The sequence below is a fragment of the Arthrobacter globiformis NBRC 12137 genome (assembly GCF_000238915.1).
GTDB classification, from domain to species: Bacteria; Actinomycetota; Actinomycetes; order Actinomycetales; family Micrococcaceae; genus Arthrobacter; species Arthrobacter globiformis.
The window spans coordinates 1-18,332 of the sequence record NZ_BAEG01000059.1 but is presented as its reverse complement, the minus strand read 5'-3'; the positions used below and the strand labels follow the sequence as shown (position 1 = coordinate 18,332).

Sequence of the window (18,332 nt, the reverse complement as noted above, 5' to 3'; positions counted from 1 at the left end):
GAGACCGCCTCGATCAAAAGACGCCAACCGGTCGCATTATGATCGGCGCCGGTGCGCTCCCGGCCTGGGAACAACAGGCTGGAGGGCCCAAAGTGGTGAGTTCGGCTACCAGTAATTGACGCTTACATCCTTGTCATCGCGACGTAGTGCTGGGCCACGCGTCGTGGTGATAGTTCTTTGCCGTAGATGGCCACTTTTCCTATGGCTCCCCTAAAGAAGGAGTTGAAGTCGCGGGTACCAACCCGGAAGGGAGCGTTCCCGTGATGCGGGGTAACTGGTGTCCCGCGGTAATCCAAGTTGTTCTGGTGGGCCAGCTCGCCGTTCCTGTAGATCTTGGTGTATCCGTTGGGGTACTTCGCGCTCGTCTCGTTGGCGTTGATGACAAGAACGTAGTGAATCCATTGCCCTGGTCGGACCTCCTGTTGGAAGTACGAACCCGCGCCCTTGCCGCCGGAGGCATTGAACAAATAACCGGAGATTCGGTTGGCGCGATCTTCCGAATTTCCAGTTGAATACATGCGTGCGGCGTACTCATGGTTGTATGGGGCGCCTTTGCCCATCCAGTGGACATATCCTGTCCCCTCCGCGTAAGGGAAGTGCAGCGTGTCGGGACGCATCCACGCCTCAAGGGTCAGTAGGCCGGCTGTTGCCGGGCTGAGGGCAGCGTGGTCACCCACCTGCATATATTGGGAATTGCCATTGAAGAGCGTCGCCCTCTCCCCGTTGGGCAGCGTGGCAGCCTTAGGAGACCCCACGTACCTGCCCCGATGTCCGTGGCCTGACACGTCGGCTTCAAGGCCAGAGAAGGGGTGACCCATCGTCCAGAACGCAGAGGGCCGGTCATGCAGGACTGTGTCGTTGTATGAGGTCCTTTGGAACGTTGACTGGTCGTTGTCAACGGGCGGGGCGGCGTGGGCGGCGGCAGGTCCTACGAAGGGCAATGCGAGTGCGGACAGCAACGCCGCCCTGCGCGAGAGGATAGTGGACGGCTGCAGAGCCGGCCGATTTTGATCTTGCACTTTGATTACTCCAATCGGGGGTCTTGCGGCGTTGGCTATGTGAACGGTGCGGCGTACTTATTCTGTGGCTTGTGGCCGGACAGAAGCGTCCGGGTCACCGTAGTCACATTCGTTGCGTGGCCTCCGGTTCCCGAAGAACTTTTCTGAAACCCGCACTGCTAGTCTGCGACTATCCTGGGCCTGTGGCATCCGTGCTAGCACGGTAGAACGGGCCATCCGTGGACGGCCGAGGACGTACGGGGGACCTAGAGCTCATTGTTTGGAGGCTTCCGCGGTTTTCCGCGCACCTAGCGAGGGTGGACCGGTAATGCGTACGCCAAATGTCCTGGGACTGACTACGTACAACTAATGGTCTACCCGCGCATCATGCACTACAAGTGCTCGGGCGAACAGCCAGGAAATCGAAGCGTTCACGGTGTTTGAACGCAATCTATTTTGGAGTTCTGCCAGGCAGGCATCAAGCCGAGCGGCACCGCCTCAGGTCTAGGCCACGTGTGAGAAAAGGCGCCTCAATGGTTTTCGAGGATTCTAAGCCCCGGAATTTTGGAAAAGGTCGAGGACCTGTTGCGGGAACGCCGTAGCTGCAGGGACGGCCTTCTAATTTGCCCTAGCTTCATTTAACTCCGGGCACGTCAAGGGGGCTGAACATCCCTTTAGCAGGACAGAGTCTCCGGCCGGATGTTGTCGGCGGTGCCCGCTATCCTGCTGTCGTGAGCGCAGACGAACATCCGGAGGACTCGACCAACGAGAACGGGGAGAATAACGACCATGCGGAAGAACTCATAGAACTTACACCTGAACAAAGGCAAACCTGTGAAGGACGTTGAAAGGCATCAGCAGTCGCTGGCCCACAGTATCGAGTTCCCGAAGTTCACGCTTCCCGAATCAACTATCACGAACATCCTGGCTAGAAGGCGCGGAAAGGCCTGACAGGATGGAAGGGGCAGCGATTTCTCGTGTCCGAAATTCCCTGCACGTCTTTGTGCTGTGCCTTTCACTTTTGAACCCCATTGCCATTGTGGGAGGCGGGCCAAGGCGTTCGGATCCGAGTAATTCCTAGATGTACCTGTCCATCTCGGCCATAGCCTGCAGCTGCTTTGGTCCATCTACGATCCAAGATTTGGCTGTCGTCCTCGTCACCCTTCCGACGTCCTGGGTGAAACGGGCCGACCCATTCATGTGCGGACAATATCGACGTACAGCTGGTGAGGTTGGCTCGGAACTAGCCGGCTGGTCCGCGCCAGCCCGCCGTTTCGCGGCGGAACTACAAAGAGGTTCGGTTCTGTCTCAACGGCCAGCCTGCCCTGCGGAAGAAGCCTTGCACGAGGATCATCGAGCGGCGCCGCATCAAGATTTTCACCTCTGCGGGCACACAAGGCTGAGCGCATCCCCAGACTGCCGTTTCGTACTCAAGCGTCCGAGCAGGCTCAAGAAGCGGGCTTCCCAACCGACACGTCGACAGCAGTGGTAGCACGGAAGCGAACAGCCTACGCGCAGTCGCAGACTCGAAGGGCCGGCTCCAAGAGAAGAAGGACTCCCGGTATTGAAGCCCCGTAAGCGGAGCCACCACTGCAATATAACGGCAGTGGGTACTCCACGGAGACAAATTCGGCGCGGCTCTGCAAAACAACAAACCGTTCACATCCCTGATGAGGAGCAACGCTGTGTTCATCACAACAGCAACAAAGTCCCACCGATCTCTGCGGTCGAAGACCGCACTCGTCTCGGAAGGCTGATCCCGTGGCGCCGTCTTTCCGCATACAACCGCTGGTCCTGCCATCCTCGACCGACTCGCCGGAGGCCAAAGATTTCCTGGAGTTCAGCGAACTCAGCGACGCCCTGATACTGGAAACGTGGGGGAATCTTGACCTTGCCGCTCCCGGGGAAGCACGCCTTGAATCATGGCGGGACGACGACTACAAACAGCTGCAGTTCTACTTCGTCCGCGTCGATGGGCGCATGGTGGCCAGGTCGAGTATCGGTCTGCCGCAGGCGGAGAACCTTCAGGCTGCGCTGGTCCGGGTTGACGTATTGAATGAGTTCACGGGTAGCAAGATCGGGCAGATGCTGCTGCTTCATGCCGAAGAAATCGCGGCTGGCCACGGCCGCACAACACTGCAGAGTTACACCGAACATGCCGCCAGCTTTGATCCCCACAAACCTGACATCCTGAAGCCGGCAACAGGCATGGGTGGAGTGCCAACCGATTCCCGTGGGGTAAAGTTCGCACTGGCCGCCGGCTACACGCTGGAACAGGTCACCCAGTTCAGCGCCCTGGACCTTCCCGTACCGGATGGAACACTGGACGACTTGGAGCAGACGGCAGGCCAGATCGCCGGGAACCGCTACGACCTCCTCACCTGGACGGACCACTGCCCCGACGAATACATCGATCAGATGGCCGTTCTCATGTCCCGGATGAGCACCGACACCCCGGCAGGGGATCTACACTTCGACCCGCAGGTTTGGGACGCCAAGCGCGTCCGGCACGTCGAGGACGAGTGGAAGCAGTCCGGCATGGAGTCACTGGTCTCCGTGGCGCGGCACAACCCGAGTGGCGAGCTGGCCGCATACTCGGTCCTGCAGTACTCCGCATCAAAACCATGGTTAGCGGTGCAGGACGACACGCTGGTTGCGAGGGCCCATCGGCGCGGGTGACAGGCCATACATTTGCCGTGGAGGCAGGTGAAGTACAAGTCGAACAGCTGTTCATCGGATGTCGAAGATGGCCGTACTGCCCCTGCAGCTCACGGATCGCGGTGATCGCCGGTGTTGTCCCCGGTCCAGACATCAATTGATGTCGGGTGGCGAGGGTGGCGGGTGGTCCGGGCCCAGCACTTGCAGCTGTGTGTCCAGCAGTTGGAGGAACCCGCGATCGGGCTGGCGTTTTCCCCGCCATGTCCGGTGCACTTCGCCATTCCCATCGATTCCTGGGGTTTTAGTGGTTGGTATGCCAGTTGTGCCGGATCCCGGCAGCGAGTGCGAGGCGTCTGGAGCCGAAGCGGGCCTTGACGTCTCGACGGTGCGTCCTCCCTGATATTCGAGGTCGAGCTGACCTTTGAGGGTGTCGAAGACGGATCCGATCCAATGGCGGTCCCCCGAACGGGCCGAAGCAAGGTTTCTCGTCCTTGCGGTCGAGGCGGACCAGCGTGGCACCGAGGTCCTCGGTGATGAACCTTTGGAAGTCGCGACGTAACGACGGGCCAATCTCAGGATATTTTCTCGGAGCTTTCGGTGCTGGGTGGTTGATGTTCGGGTGCGTCGAAATCGAAGTCCCGGAACCATCCGACGGGGCAAAGTTTTCAGCGAATGGAGGCGAGCCCTGCCAAGTCATCGCACTCTGCGACCGCAGTTCTGCGAGGAGTTCTGCGTACGTGGGTGGTTCCTTCCCGGCAACCGCGACGACCACCCCACCTCAACAGAAGGGTACTTAAGAGATACAAGCCGGATAGGACCCGCCCAGGCAATATACCCACTGGAACGCTGTGGGTAATCAAGAGCTCTACCACAAGGTCAGGTTCCGGCGCGTAAGTGCTCCAAGTAAGCGGAAGCGTGTTCAAAAGCTTGGCCAATAGTGCCTGTAGGGGGCCGCTCATCGTTTTGCCGACAGTAACTAGGCTCACCCCACTATCGAGGATGAGCTTAGGAGGCAGCGGCGGGGCCGACGCTTTCGCCCGGCTGAAGGTCCTGTCCACTGAGGACGTGAAAGCCACACTGTGAGCCTTAGCCAACCTCAACAGATTGTTGAGCTGGAGGGTGCACCCGGGTTGTAGTCGGCGGTAACGACCCGCGCATGACCGTCTAACCGAATGCCCCCGCCATAGGGCAAGATCCACTGAGGACGAGTGTGCCCGAAAGGGACCCCGAGGCAGACGACGGCATCATCGTTGTAGCGCGCAATCTCACTAATTACTGCCTCGTAATGACTCGTCCGGAGCTGTTCGCGATCGTGCGGAGGCGGCACAACCCCATGGTTGCTCACTGGAGGCCGTGCGACTATGACTCCGTCAACAGCAGCGAGGACACCCCTTTCCCCGAGACCTCGTACCCACCTCCTGATCTGCACTGCCGGTGGAATCTCTTCGCTTGCTTCGAGAAGGAGGATTTTGCCCTGAAGGCGCTCAAGCGGCGGCAGTCGGTCCGCAAGCGCAAGCTGGTCTATGACCTCGAAGCACCCGCCCCAGGTGCCGCCTTCTGCTATACGCCTTGGTCCCGCCCACAGCCAAGGCTCACTGCGCTCACGGGAACCGAAATTCGTCAGAGCGCTGGGCGAACGCCAGTCCGGTCCAAAATCTTCTGACTCACCTGGATCGAAAATATTCAGATGGGTATCTTCGAAGAGGGCAGCGCGTAGTGAGGTCAGGTGAACCTCGTCGATATGGGGGCCTGGTCCGATGTGCACTTGAGTTGCCCCGCCGTAATATCCTGGGATGCTCAGAGACCATAACCAGTTGAGAATATTGGTGTTGTCGCTATAGCCGAAGAATGGCTTCGGGTCCGAGCGTGCAAGTTCGGCATTGAGGTGAGTCACGACGGTAATCTGGTCGTCGCCGCCCACGGTTGTGAAGATGGCTCGGATGCTGGGGTCAGCGAACGCAGAGTTTACGTCGGCGGCGCGTTCCTGAGCCGAGGCCCCCAAGGTGCGGGTCGTCGCATACTCCACGGGCACGAGCCCCGTCACGGAGAAGAGCCGCTGCATAGCGCGCTCATGAATAGCCGGCGCGAACCCGGGCGCTGCAAATGACGGGGAGAGAACAGCCACTCGATCACCCGGCGCAAGCTTAGGTAGGGGCACGAAGGCCGCCGACTGTGGCACTCATCAATTCAACCACGTCCAGGCCCGCTGAGGCAGCTACGCCAGACGCCAAGCCCACGAAATGGCTCACTTTTCGACCAGCGCTGACAGTTGCGGTTCAACCGGGCGGTGGGGACCGCTCCGGATCGCGGCCCACCTTCACCTAGCCTGCTCGACTGTGGGCAAAGTCCCGCCCAGCTACCGTATGCCGCGCCTACCCTGCCTGGACCAGGGAACCGGTCAGCCTTCGAAAGCCCGAACCACGGCGCTGTAAACACGACAAGCCCGGAGACCTTGTGCACCTGGACGTCAAGAAGCTCGGCCGCATACCTGACGGTGGCCGGCACTGCACCCTTGGACGAACGAAGGGGGCCGCGAACACGCGAGGTTGCCGCAAGGATGGCGTGATCCGCCGACCTGTACCGAGCTGGGGTGTGTCTAATTCGTCTTTCGTGTCGACGTTGACGGTTCCCTCATGAAGAGCGTCGGCCGTTCTTATCAGGGTTAGATGCGAAAGCGCCCTGCGGATAATTGATCGCCATCCGATCGTCTAAAGCTTCCTACTCCTCACTCAGCAGTCCTAAGTCATTTCAACAGCCCATGAGCCTTTCCATTTAGCGCTTTCGCTTCTTTACCCCCCGTTTGGGCATACTACTCAACGAGCAAAAAACGGCCAGTAAGAAATGAGTGTTCCCCTGGCGCAAGCCCATCGGTACAGGCGTCCGGGGGAGAGCACGAGTAAGCCCCTTCCGCCTTTTAAATCCTGTTCAAGCGGGCGATCGTGCCGAGCATCCTGTCGTCGTGAAAGGTTATAAAGCCGACGTATGGCAGAACCACGAGGGAAGCATCCACTCCCGTAGGACGGCGCTGATCACGCGGCACTACTTCCGGCGCCTTAACCCTGAAGAGTTTCAGCAGGCTCTCCACAGCGTTCGTTGTGGTTTTCCCAGTGAGACGTTCAGCCGAACCTAGCCTGACGGCGGCAAACCCACCGGATAGCTAGGCTGCCGTCCAGGAGTGAGGAACTTCGTGCCTTCCTGATGGTGTTCTCTGATGAGGGACCGATGTGAATTCGCGAAGGCGCGCGTGACCGAGAGCATGAGCTTGCGATGGAATACTCCTCGGGCAAGGACAAGGTGCTCCGTAACGAACTTCTCGCGCACATGTGGTTGGTGAGTGGGCTCTGAACAGGCATGCAGGCCGTCGAGGCTGACAAATGCAGCCATGTCTTTCGGCCTCCCGAGGTTCTCCATGCTGACTCAAAAACAACGGATAAAATCTATGCCATGACCCTCTACGTCCTGGTTGTGCGGGCAATCTCTGAGGCACGCTGCGGGCTCGCCAATGACAATGCATACACGGCGTTCCCCAGAAAGGCGTGAATGGGCAGGCGGTCTGGTGGTTTCGGCAAGCGTCAGCAGTAGGATTGTGGCTCTCTTACCGCTTGGTGGTGGCTACGTCGGCTGGCACGGACAGGCCAGGACAGATCTCCCTGTACTCAATGTCCGGTCCCACCCATTCAAGCCACTGCGTGTGGCTTATGTTGCGGGTTAGCTTGCCGCAGAGTTGACCAGGCCAACCCGCGGGGACAGGGAATCGATGCACCTTCTTATCGTCAGTCACTACGGTCAGGAACTGGCCGTTGGGGCTGAACGCGACCTGACTGAGCAAGCCCCCCTGCCTGCTGAATGTGACTGGGTAACCGATGCCCTGGCCGGTGCTGACGTCCCACCAGCGCAATGTGTCGTCATAGCTGCCCGAGACAATCTGGCCACCGTCAGGGCTAAACGAAATGTTCGTAACCTCGCTTTGGTGCCCGGTAGCAGGAGCTCCGACTAGGTGGCCGGTGGAGGCGTCCCACAGTCGCACCATGCCGTCTGCGCCCCCGGAGGCGATCATCCGGCCGTCAGGGCTGAAGACCACGTCCTTCACGCCGTCCAGGGCTGTTTCCTCGTCCTTGTGCGCAGTGATCGGGTCGCCGAGAGGTTTGCCGCTAACGGCGTCCCAACGGCGTAGGTTGCCATCCTCGCTGCCGGTGACCATCGTTCGACCATCGGGGCTAAATGCCAGACTCCTTATCAACTTTTGATCGCCGGTCATTGGGTGGCCGATGGGTTCGCCTGTACGTGCCTCCCACCGCCGGATCGTTCCGTCGGCGCCCCCGGCCGCCACCGTCCGGCTATCAGGGCTGAACGCCAGGTCTCCTATCCAGCCCAAATTGGTGACGATAAACTTTCCCAATGGCGCGCCGGTGGCGGCGTCCCATTGGGAAACTGAACCGCCCGCGCCGCCAGTTGCGATCGTCCGGCTGTCAGGGCTAAACACGACCTTGAACATTATGTCGCGAACACGGATCGCCTTGCCGATCTGCTCCCCGGTCTGCGCATTCGTCCTACGGAGGAAATTCATATCTGCAGATGCGATCATCCGCCCGTCGGGGCTGACGCCTACACCTTGCGTTTCGTCATTAAGCTGAAGTTTGAAGTTAGTTGAGGATCGAACGCTGCCGGAATTCCACCAGCGGATGGTGCCGTCAGGATTTCCGGCGACTAGCTGTTGCCCTTCGGGGCTAAAGGTCAGGCTGGCCGCCGGACTAATTACTGGCCCTTTGCCTGCGATCACCGGTTCGCCAATAAGTCTTCCATCGCCAGCGTCCCATCTACGCACCGTTCCGTCCTCATCCCTGGAGGCGATCGTGCGTCCGTCCGGGCTGAATGCAAGATCGGCCACCGGACCGTGGTGACCAGTCATCGGGCCACCAATTGGTTTGCCAGTTCTAACATCCCACCGGCGCACATTGCCGGTGTGACCGCCAATGGCCATCATTCTTCGGTCGAGGCTAAAGGCCATCGGGCCCTGGTCTTCGGGTCGGATCCCTGAAAAGTCGATGGGATGTCCGACCGGCTTGCCAGTCCGAGCGTCCCATAGGCGGGGTGCCAAATTACTGGTGAGAATCGTTCGGCCGTCTGGGCTTAATGCCACGGGGTAGATCTCACCGTAGTCGGTTGTTGTGTTCGTGTCGCCGATCGGCTGGCCGGTCTTCGCGTTCCACCGGCGAAGTGCCCCGTTAATGCCCGGGCCCGTGCCCCCGGAGACGATTGTCTTGCCGTCGGGACTGAACCCTACGACCTCCACTCCATCCTTGTGTGCTGTAATTGATTCGCCGATTGGCTCCCCGCTAAGACCGTCCCATTGGCGGATTTTGCCATCGATGCCGCCGGAGACGAACGTCCGTCCGTCAGGGCTGAAGGCCACCGCCTTGACTTCTCCTGGCCCTGGAGTGGCGGCACCGACACTGTCCTGGTGCGCGCCCACTGTTTCAGCCCGTTGTTTTCCGTCTGCCACATTCAGTAGGCCCACCGTGCCGGTGTCGCTACCGTATGCGATTCGCGTCCCATCCGGACTAATCACCAGGCAATTGACCTCCTCCTTTGTTTCCATAATCCGTTCCAGATCCTTCTGCGCGAACAACGCATTGAGCAGTCCGTTTTCCCCCTCCGCCGTCGGCGCTATGGCGTGAGCGGCAAGGATTTGCTTCAGGGCTCGCACGTCATCTCCTGGACGGTCCGACGCGAACATGACTTGTGCCTCTGCCACCAGGCGCCGGGCAGTAGCTTCAAGGGTGCGTTCAATAGCTGCGCGCTGTGCCGTCGAGGCCTGAAGGAATGCGGCCGCTGCGACCAGGGCGGTGGCAAGTGCGGCGGCTACCACAGCCTTGAGCACTCGGGAGCGTTTCCGCAGTACCAATGCATAGGCTTCTGCTGCTTCCCGCTGTTCCCGGGCGACTCGAAGTTCAGTCAGCTGTCGCTGCTTTTCCGCTTCAGCTCTGCTCTCCTCACGGTGCCTGGAGGCCTGCAGGAAATCATGGATCGGGTAGAGTCGTTTACTGAACCCGGGTTTTGCGGCCAGTTGCTCGGCTCCCGCCAGGCGCACGCCTTCGAGCAACCAGGCGTCGTTGTGGCCACTGTGTCTCCATGCCGTAGCCGCCCGTTCGAGGATGTCGGCTGTCTTGAGGTCCTCCCGCTCATCCGCCAACCAGCCTGCCAAGTCCTCCCACTGACGAAGGAGACTCTCAAGCGATACCTCGATCAGTATTTCCCCACCTCGCCTGTCGCGAACGAGTAGGCGCTTCTGAACCATCGCGTTGATTAAGTAGCTGGCTTCCTCGGGTAGGTCGGAGAGACGTGCGATGCGGCGCACAGGTTGGTCATTGTCCACATTGACCGTTGCGAGCCAGGGGATGAACACGGAGCGAAGCAGCTGCAGCTGCTGCCGGCGGTGGTCCGGGGCGGAAGCCAATAGACTGTCAACTTCGTTCTGAACCACACGCATCATGCCGCCCATCCGGTCATACTGAGACAGCGTCAGATGCCCATCGTCGGCATAATCACGGTAAAGTCGCCCTAACGTCAGTGCGAGTAATGGAAGAGTGTCCGCTCCCTGTCCGCTCTCGGCCAGGAGCCGGTCTACCAGAGCCGGTTCGATCTCCAAGGGCTTCCCCGCCGCAGTGGCACGACCGGCAGGTCCGACAATGACCTCCCTAAACCGGGCGATAGGCATTGGCTTTAGTTCATCGAACAGAACGCTTTTCACACTCGCCAACGCCGGGGCAGTCTGCAACGCCTCGTACAGATCCGCGCGGATTGTTCCTACCGCGACTAATGCCGGGACGGTCCCGGCCTTATGCTCCAGCAGTCGGCCGAATATGGACAGGAACCTGGAGGCCTCTGGACCGGCGTCGGCGTTGAAGAGCTCCTCCGCTTGGTCCAATGGCAAAACCAGCGTCGGTGGGGGCGTGGCCGGCGGCAACCCCAGCAGTCGGCCTGCGGCAGTCTGCCGGGCTTCGGCCAGCCACCCAATCAGCCGTTCGATGTCCTCCTCGATACAAGCGCGTTTGATTTCGCCCAAGGCGGGCGTGCGCAGACCCATACTGCTGCGCAAAGCATGTATCGAACAGGCGAGGCCTCTGTCCCCGGTGAGCGGCTTTCGCTCGGGGCGCACGATGTCTAAGACAACGAACTGCCGGTCGTCCCGCCGCAACCGGGGCAGCAGACCCGCTCGCAGGAATGAGGATTTTCCAGCACCGGAGGGTCCAAGGACGACAAACATGGATTCGACTCCTGCACCGCGCATCGCACGTAGCGTATCGAGACCTCGAACAATTTGCCCGTCCCGGCCGAAGAACACCGCTGCATCAATCTCCTCCAAGGGTTCCCACCCCCTGTAAGGTGCACGATGTTGATCCTGTGGCGGTGGCCAGGGGAAAAACTCGGCACCGATCCCTGCCCGCAGCAAACCCAGGCGAAGTCGCTGCAGGCCCTCTGTGAGAAAGACCACCGGGCTGCCGCCGTCGTTGACGGTAACCTCAGTTGTGGCTCCGGGACCAAATAGATCGCAGCGCTGCCACTCGCCGGTGATTTCCGTGTCCTGCAGCGCCTCCAGGCGGGCACAGAGGATCAGCTTGCCCAGATTTTCTGCAGTCCGGTACTCAGCCAGGCACTCGCGAGAAGCCTCCCAAGCGGCCGAAAGCAGGCAGATCACCGCCTCGCATCGTTCGTTGGCCCGCAGCAACGCCTCCTTCCACCGTTCACCTGGGGCTATACCGGTCACTGGATCCAGATCTAGAAAGATCTCTTGGGCCAAGGCCGGGTCTTGCTCCGCCAGCCAGCGTTTCAAGGCGATCGCCTGCCGGGTGTCCCTGCTCGAGTGACTCAGGAAAATACGAGACATGTCGGCTCCATATCCGGCTACTTGATGGGCTCGCTGTTCCGCTTAACGCTAGGCCAGTCCGCTAAACAACAGTCGAGCTTCAGTCTTGAGCTCGATTGACATGTGAAGGTGATCCGATTTGCCGGCCAGGCTCGATGATCGTGATCTTGCCCGGACGTCCAGTGGCCAGAGGCATAACTAATGGTCCACCCGGGAACTAGGTACTTCAAGGATTTGGGCTAGAAGCCAGTGCATTGGGGAAGGTTTACCGTGCTTGAACCCGACTATTCTGGAATCCTACAAGGCAGTCTGCATGACGACCGCTACGATCTCCGCACCCGGCTCAATATTGGAAACTTGCCTTACGTCGTACCAGATGGTGTAACCGTTCGGATATCCAAGGCCTACGTTGCCATTTATTACAACGATAGAGTGAATCCCTGTTCGTGTTTCCTTTTTGGAAGTATGAAGCCGTTCCCTGGCCGCCGACGGCATTGAATAGATAGCCGGAGATGCGGTTGGCGCGCTCCTCGGTGTGGCCGGTGGAGTACATTCTTGACCCGTATTCATTGTTGTTCGGTTCAGCCATGCCCATCCAGTGCACATAGCCCGTGCCGGCCCTCTGCGGGAACCTGAGCGTGCCTGGTCGCATCCACGCTTCGATGGTGAGTACCCCGGTGGTAGCCGGGCTTATGGCGCGGCGATCTTGACTCGTATGTGTTGGGAGTTGCCATTGAACGCGGTTGTCGTATCTCCATTCGGAAACGTAGCAGCCCGCGGGTGTTGCCCTCGTGGCCGTGGGCCGATGCGGCCATTTCGATCCCTGTCATTGGGTAGGCCAGATTCCAAACGGCAGAGAGCTAATCGTCCAGGACTGTGCCGTTGTATGAGGGCCTCGCCGACGGCGACCGCCGCCCTCTGGCTGCCTCACCGTTTTGGGCTGTAGCTGAGCAGCTGGAGTGCAAGGCGATTGCGGTACGGAAGGTTATCCTGTGGGAGAGTGGTGGGGGATTTCCTAGTCGCTAGATCCTGCTCCGACATTTTGTCTACTCTAATTAGGTTTTGCGGCATTGGTTATGTGAAACGGCGCGGGAACGTTGGTTGTGATTACTGACCGACTAGCGGGGTTTCGCTCCCTTTTGGACATCGCTATCGGCACGGGGCTTCACTCTGGAGGTGCGGCTTCGAGGCTGGACTTCTTTTTCTGGAGACCACACTAGTCATCTCCGGCTACCCAAGGCCTGCGCTTGAGTGCCAGTACCGCCACGTCGCTGATTCGGTATTACGTCGTTAAGAGCTCCCGGTCAGCATCACATTGATGTAGCTGTCGCTCGATCGAAGATGTCCGCGGCCCAGTGACAACTGCTGGTAATCGAGTCGAATGCTAGAAGACGTGAGACTCGTCGTCCCGCGCTTCGACTTGTTCAAGATCACTTCGCAAGGATGCAACTGGGAAAAGATGAACCTCGTAGCGGTTTTCAGTATTGAGTAAAGGCTTGTCGGAATTGTCGTCGACATTTCTTGCCACCTCTCACATGGTTCGAAAAGTTCAACGGACCGGTGATAGGTTGATCCCGGTCCGGAGATGTTGTCCGGCCCGGCCGTCGGGCCTGGGCGCGGTGCAGCACCACGCTCAGGCCCTCGAGGCCTAGACTTTACCGACGAGTCCAAACGCCGGCAGTTCAGCACGCCTGAGACCGGATTCTAACAGTCCCTGTGCAGTTGGGTCCTATCGGGAGGCGGTTGTAGCACTGACTTGGTCCGAGGCGGGGCCTCTGCCAAATTGGTTGTACGGCTCAACCATGAACGTGTAATAGCGGTTGGGCCTAAGGCCGTTCGCCGTCATGGTATAGGTGTCCTTTGTGGTCTCCACCACCAGGGACCCCTTGTATTCCCAAGGCGAGTTGGCGCCGGCACGTTTGGCCCACAGATAGTAGCCCCACTCCCATTTTGAACTCCGATCGAACTTGATGTTTACACTTGTGGAGCCGATGTTCGTGAGCCGCGAATTCGCTGGCTTGCTAGGGGCAGCGGGCGTGGCGCAATAAGTGCCGGTGACTGACTTTATTAAACGGAAGCCCTTCCATTGTAGGGTTCCTGCGCGGTAACAATAGATGGTGTTGCGTGAGACTGACTGATAGATCGAATATTGTAGGCCCATCGATTTCTTGGATTGGGTGGGTGCTTGCCACAAACCGTGCCAGTCTCCGTTTCGAACACGGTAGTCGACAAAAAAGTAGTTTTCGTTGGTCGATCCATCCACAAACGTTATGTTGATCCTGTTGCCTGTAATGTGAGAAGCTCGTAAACGATCCGGCGGGTCGGACTGAATGTGGCCGACCTCGGGCCCAGTTGACGAACGGCCCGCGGGTGCGGCGTGAGCGGGCGGGGTAGCAGAGATGAGGCTCGCGGCAATAATCCCAGCAGTTACCAGGCGGCGCGATTTTTCATGCAGCATTTGTTTTTCCTTTGTTTAGGTTATGGCTGCTCTTTCAGCCGATGTATGTAAGTACGGTCTTTCGTGACGGGTCTGATTTGCAGTCACCGTTTGTCTAACCGGTATCTCAATGTTGCTCTTGTCGGGAGTTTCGGGCTTCCGTGCTAGCACTGCTTTTGGGGCCGTCGTGGAACAAATATGGTCCTGTCGGAGAGTCGGTGCGGACCCCCCGAAGCCGCGATCTGCGAAACCTGCATGGCACAACTGAACACATCGGTGAGCACGGATGACTCGCCGTCACCTCTGCTATGGGCGGTCTGTCTGGCCTCACGACAAACAATCATCAAGTTGGCCTCATCTGCTACGGCTTTGTCGCGGAGGCGCAGCGAATCTCGACAGCGTTGTTGGAGGCCGCAGATTTTCGGCGGATGGCGCCCGAATTATTCTGCGGCTTCAGCAGTTCGCCATGCCCGTGCCCTACCCGACAGCGCAGACGACTGGGCAAGCTCCACTTGCCCATTACGGCATCGTATGAATCGGCCACTCTGGCGCCGGCGTTCAGTTTTCTGTCCCAGCGAGGTTGGCAACTTGTAGTGAAAATTTCTCCAGCTAGGTACGCACCGGGCCTTTTCGCTGTCCGATGCCCTCTGTGGGGGTAGTTCGGGTCATGCCCTATTAGATTGTCTCGCCCATGAGGTCGCGACGCTACGACGTTGATGGAACCCGGCCCTCTGCCTGCCTGCGCGGCAGCTGGTGGTGGAGAGGGATTTCCAGCGCCGCAAAAGGATCGTCACACTCGTATGGATTGGGGCTCAAAGTGCTCACAAAAGAGGGTGTGGACACTGATGCTCCTATTGTCGTCAAGAGGGTTCGGCGCCCCCCGAGCGTCGTTGAGGTTACCGGGCGCTGCAAGCTCTGGCGTCAAGGGTCTGTCGATCGCTGTGCGACGGCCTGCGGCCGCCCTTGACCCCAGAGCGTCCCCGGTCATGACGGCAGGGATGGCGGGAGGCGCCGAGCCAGTCCCGTTCCCCGACGCTGTGGGGCCGTGTGCCGGTCAGATCCGCAAGGCAGAGGGGGCCTTGCGGTTTCCGCGGATGGCGAGTTGAGCCAGTCTTCGTAGTGTTGGTAGAACTCGTCGTGGCGGGTTAGTCCGCGTTCGAGCCGGGACAGTGACGTGGGCCAGACGTGCAGGCTGTCTGCTGCGGCCTGGAGGGTGATCTTCTTGCTCTTACGCAGTATGCGCAGTGCTCCGGCGTCGGGTGCCGGCTGTGGGTGGATGATCTGGTCGTAGATTTCGCGGGCGATGTAGCGTTTGAGGCAGCGGATTGTTTCCTTGGTGCTTTTGCCTTCGGCCCGGCGCCTGGCGACGTAGTTCCTGGTGCGGGTGTCGGTTTTCATCCGGACCAGGGCGACGTGGTGGATGGCTTTGTTGGCCTGCCTGTCACCACCGCGGCTGAGCCGGTGCCGTCTCGTTTTCCCCGACGATGCCGGTATCGGCGCGACCCCGACGAGGGCGGCGAATTTCGCTTCCGTGGTGACCCGTTCGGGGTTGTCGCCGACGGTGACCAGCAGTTGACTGGCGACGTCGGTGCCCACGCCTTTGAGGTCGCGGAGCATCGGGGCGTGGATGGTGATGATCGCGTCGAGTTCGGCGTCAATGACGGCCAGTTCCTGGTGCAGGGCGCGGTAGCGGATAGCGAGGCGTTTGAGCACGGCCGCGGTGGCGTTCACGGGCTCGGCCATGCTCCCGGCGGGCCGGGTTTTCTCCAGGGCGGTCATCATCGCGGCGCGGGTCAGGTGCCGGTATTTCGTCCGGAGCGCCTCGGGTGCTGCGGTGAGGATGCTTTTGATCTGGGTCATGACCGCTACCCGGGCACGCATGGCCGTGGCGCGTTCGGCGCGCAGGACCCGCAGGGATTCCACGGCGCCGTCCCGGGATTTGGGTGTTGCGACGTTCCGGCCGGCCAGGGCGGCTTCTGCCGCCTGGTAAGCGTCCAGAGGGTCAGATTTGCCCCTGAGCCGGCGTCCTTGGCGGTTCGGGCGCATGATTTCCAGGACCCGGATGCCTTCCCCGGTCAGGACGCGGGCGAGTTCGGCGCCGTAGCTGCCGGTGCCTTCCACTCCGGCGGCAATGACCGAACCGAACCCGGTGATGAAGGCTGCGATGTTCCGGTAGCCGGCACCCACGGCGAGAAACTCTTTGTCGGTGATGTGTCTGCCGGTCTCGTCGATGATTGCGACGTGGTGGGTGTCGGCGTGTGTGTCGATCCCGGCGATGACTTTCAGATGTTGGTTTGTCATGATGAAACTGGCCCTGCCTTCCGTTGCGTGCGGTGGGACATTAGGGGCACGCCGGCCGGGTGGGCAGACAAGACAGTAATGGGATTCTTCGAGCAGGCTCCTATGAGGTCATGTCCACCTGGCCGCCGCGTTTACTGCAGCCTGCGCCGCGGCGGACAGATCATTGTCAAGACAAACCTTTCGCAAGGCGTCAGTCACACCCAGAGTCACACCGCAACACAAGCCAATTCCATCATTACTGTGCACACCCTGGCTTCGGATTCGGTTGTACAGGCGGCCAACTGGGCCGGATTGGGGATGTTTCTGGGGGAGTGGCGGTTTTTCAAGGGCTGGCGCCCGGTTCGAGAGATGAGATGCCGATGACCCTGAAGGGGGCGTAGGTGGGGCAGTCGTCCCGGTCATCGCGTTGGGCGCCCGACCGGAGATCTGTGCGAGGTGCTTGGGGTTGGAGTTGTGCGCGATGCCGTAGTACTCGTTGACCCCTTGTTCTCCAGGATGATGACGAAGACATGGCCCTGCTTTCCGGTGTTGTGGCTAATAGAAAGCGGGTCTGTGGCTCCGCCCTCAGGGGCGGAATGTGTTGGGGGACGTTCCGGCCCGGTGGGAGGCTCTGCAGCAACTTGCCCTGACTGCGTTCCCGTTCGCGAGTAAGAACCGTCCTGTCGTCCAGTACTTGGGGAAAGATTGGCCGGCCTCCCACCGCGCGCGGGAAGAAGGCAGGGCAATTCTGGAGTATCGCCGGGCCCTGGAGGCATTACTCCACGGGCACGCGATGCTGAAAAAGAGCCGCTCACAGTCGCCTCCCTTATGTGTCCTTGAACTTATCCTTCGCACTCGATGCAGTAGGCGTGGCCGTCTTTCTCCCGCGCCATTTGGGAGCGGTGGCGAACCAGGAAGCAGGAGTAGCATGTGAATTCGTCGTCACGTTGGGGAACGATCTGGACCACCAATTCTTCGGCGACAAATTCTCCGCCGGGGATCCCGACACTGTCCATGTCATCCGTGGCGTCCAGCTCACGCACCACGCTGTTGGGATCGGGTGCGCTGGCTGACTTGAGGGCCTCAAGGGAGTCGTTCTGTGATTCCTTGACCTCGGTGCGTAGCTCGTCGTAATCATTTGCCACTAGGATGCATCCCTTTCCTCGTTGGGCTCGTCCGAGATCCAACGCATGCCGCGCCGTCATAATTCCGTACCCACCCATCGGGTCTTTCCAAGGTGCCTGGGCGGGGTCGAAAGCATGCCGGCCGTTGGCGCAAACCGTAAAAGTGGCTATCTGAGACAGGCAGGGGCCGGTCCGTCGGTTCGGGCCGGCCCCTGGAAGGAGCTCGAACTGGAGAGTGCCTAGTGATTGTCCGTGTGTGCCGGAGCAGCCTCAGCCACGGCACCTTCGGTTCCGTCGGCGTTGAGGACCCGGTAGCGGGTGATCACGCCGGCGCTGATGTGATCGTTGACGTGGCAGTGGAACAGTCAGGTTCCCACGTCATCCGGGACCATGTCCGCCACCACCATGCTGGCCGGCAGGAGGTTCACCACATCGGTGCGCATGCCGAGCGCCGTGACCGTGTTGCCGTGCCAGTGCGGGGTGTGGAGGTCCACCTCGGTGCCCACGCCCATCAGGTACCAGCGGACCCGTTCTCCCTTCTTCATCGTCAGGGCCTCCAGCGGTTCGTTGCCGTAGACGTAGCCGTTGACCGAGTGCATGAGGTTGCTCTCACCGAACTCCTCGTCATCGGAACTGACGGTGGCGGGCTTGCCGGCGAACTTGTCGATGTTGCGCTGCAGGTACGGACTGGCGTTCTCGTCGCTGACCTTGAACTGCAGGAAGAACTCGCGGTCGACGTCGTTCGGGGTGCCGTCGGTGCGGGCGGCGCTGGCCTTGGTGATCACCATCGGTCCGACGAGTCCGGAGTAGTCGTCGGCCACCTCGTCGGTTTGGGAGTGGTACATCCACATCACCGGGCTGCCGTCCATGGGGCCGGGACCGGCGCGCTCGGGCACCTCGTAGGTGTAGGTGGCGCCGGAGGCCACGCCGTCGTCGTTTTTCGCGGCGCCAGACGTGCCGTCCGCGTA

8 protein-coding genes and 2 pseudogenes are annotated in these 18,332 nt (G+C 60.2%); 2 read left to right on the top strand and 8 right to left on the bottom strand.

What is annotated here, in order from left to right:
* Positions 1–122: 122 nt before the first annotated feature.
* Positions 123–818 carry a LamG domain-containing protein gene (locus tag ARGLB_RS11315; protein ID WP_139023320.1) on the bottom strand — a complete coding sequence of 232 codons (696 nt, stop codon included), beginning with the start codon at positions 816–818 and terminating at the stop codon, positions 123–125.
* 1,941 nt (positions 819–2,759) lie between these two features.
* Between ARGLB_RS11315 and ARGLB_RS11310 the strand changes: the two genes are divergently transcribed.
* Positions 2,760–3,677, top strand: coding sequence for a GNAT family N-acetyltransferase (locus ARGLB_RS11310; RefSeq protein WP_003802396.1), 918 nt, complete (start codon positions 2,760–2,762; stop codon positions 3,675–3,677).
* A gap of 280 nt (positions 3,678–3,957) precedes the next feature.
* Here ARGLB_RS11310 and ARGLB_RS24080 read toward each other — a convergent pair.
* Both ARGLB_RS24080 and ARGLB_RS11305 read right to left on the bottom strand, forming a co-directional pair.
* A pseudogene (locus ARGLB_RS24080) lies at positions 3,958–4,188 on the bottom strand (IS982 family transposase); the annotation flags it as partial.
* Positions 4,189–4,752: 564 nt separating this feature from the next.
* Positions 4,753–5,781, bottom strand: coding sequence for a S66 family peptidase (locus ARGLB_RS11305; protein WP_245531516.1), 1,029 nt, complete (start codon positions 5,779–5,781; stop codon positions 4,753–4,755).
* A gap of 154 nt (positions 5,782–5,935) precedes the next feature.
* Between ARGLB_RS11305 and ARGLB_RS23035 the strand changes: the two are divergent.
* Positions 5,936–6,200: pseudogene (locus ARGLB_RS23035) on the top strand (IS481 family transposase); the annotation flags it as partial.
* A 1,051-nt stretch (positions 6,201–7,251) separates the two neighbouring features.
* Here ARGLB_RS23035 and ARGLB_RS11300 read toward each other — a convergent pair.
* The 5 genes from ARGLB_RS11300 to ARGLB_RS23595 all read right to left on the bottom strand — a co-directional run.
* Positions 7,252–11,544, bottom strand: a complete 4,293-nt coding sequence (locus ARGLB_RS11300) for an nSTAND1 domain-containing NTPase (RefSeq protein ID WP_003802394.1) — start codon at positions 11,542–11,544, stop codon at positions 7,252–7,254.
* A 1,708-nt stretch (positions 11,545–13,252) separates the two neighbouring features.
* Positions 13,253–13,981 (bottom strand): fibronectin type III domain-containing protein, encoded by a 729-nt coding sequence (locus ARGLB_RS22780; RefSeq protein WP_003802391.1) that lies wholly within the window; start codon positions 13,979–13,981, stop codon positions 13,253–13,255.
* 963 nt (positions 13,982–14,944) lie between these two features.
* Complete coding sequence (locus tag ARGLB_RS11295) at positions 14,945–16,261, bottom strand: IS110 family RNA-guided transposase (protein WP_003802389.1); 1,317 nt, start codon at positions 16,259–16,261, stop codon at positions 14,945–14,947.
* Between the two features lie 821 nt (positions 16,262–17,082).
* On the bottom strand, positions 17,083–17,385 hold the full coding sequence (locus ARGLB_RS11290) for a DUF4193 domain-containing protein (protein WP_003802387.1): 303 nt from the start codon (positions 17,383–17,385) through the stop codon (positions 17,083–17,085).
* A 344-nt stretch (positions 17,386–17,729) separates the two neighbouring features.
* Positions 17,730–18,332: cupredoxin domain-containing protein (locus tag ARGLB_RS23595; protein WP_003802385.1), on the bottom strand; the 603-nt coding region annotated here is incomplete at its 5' end.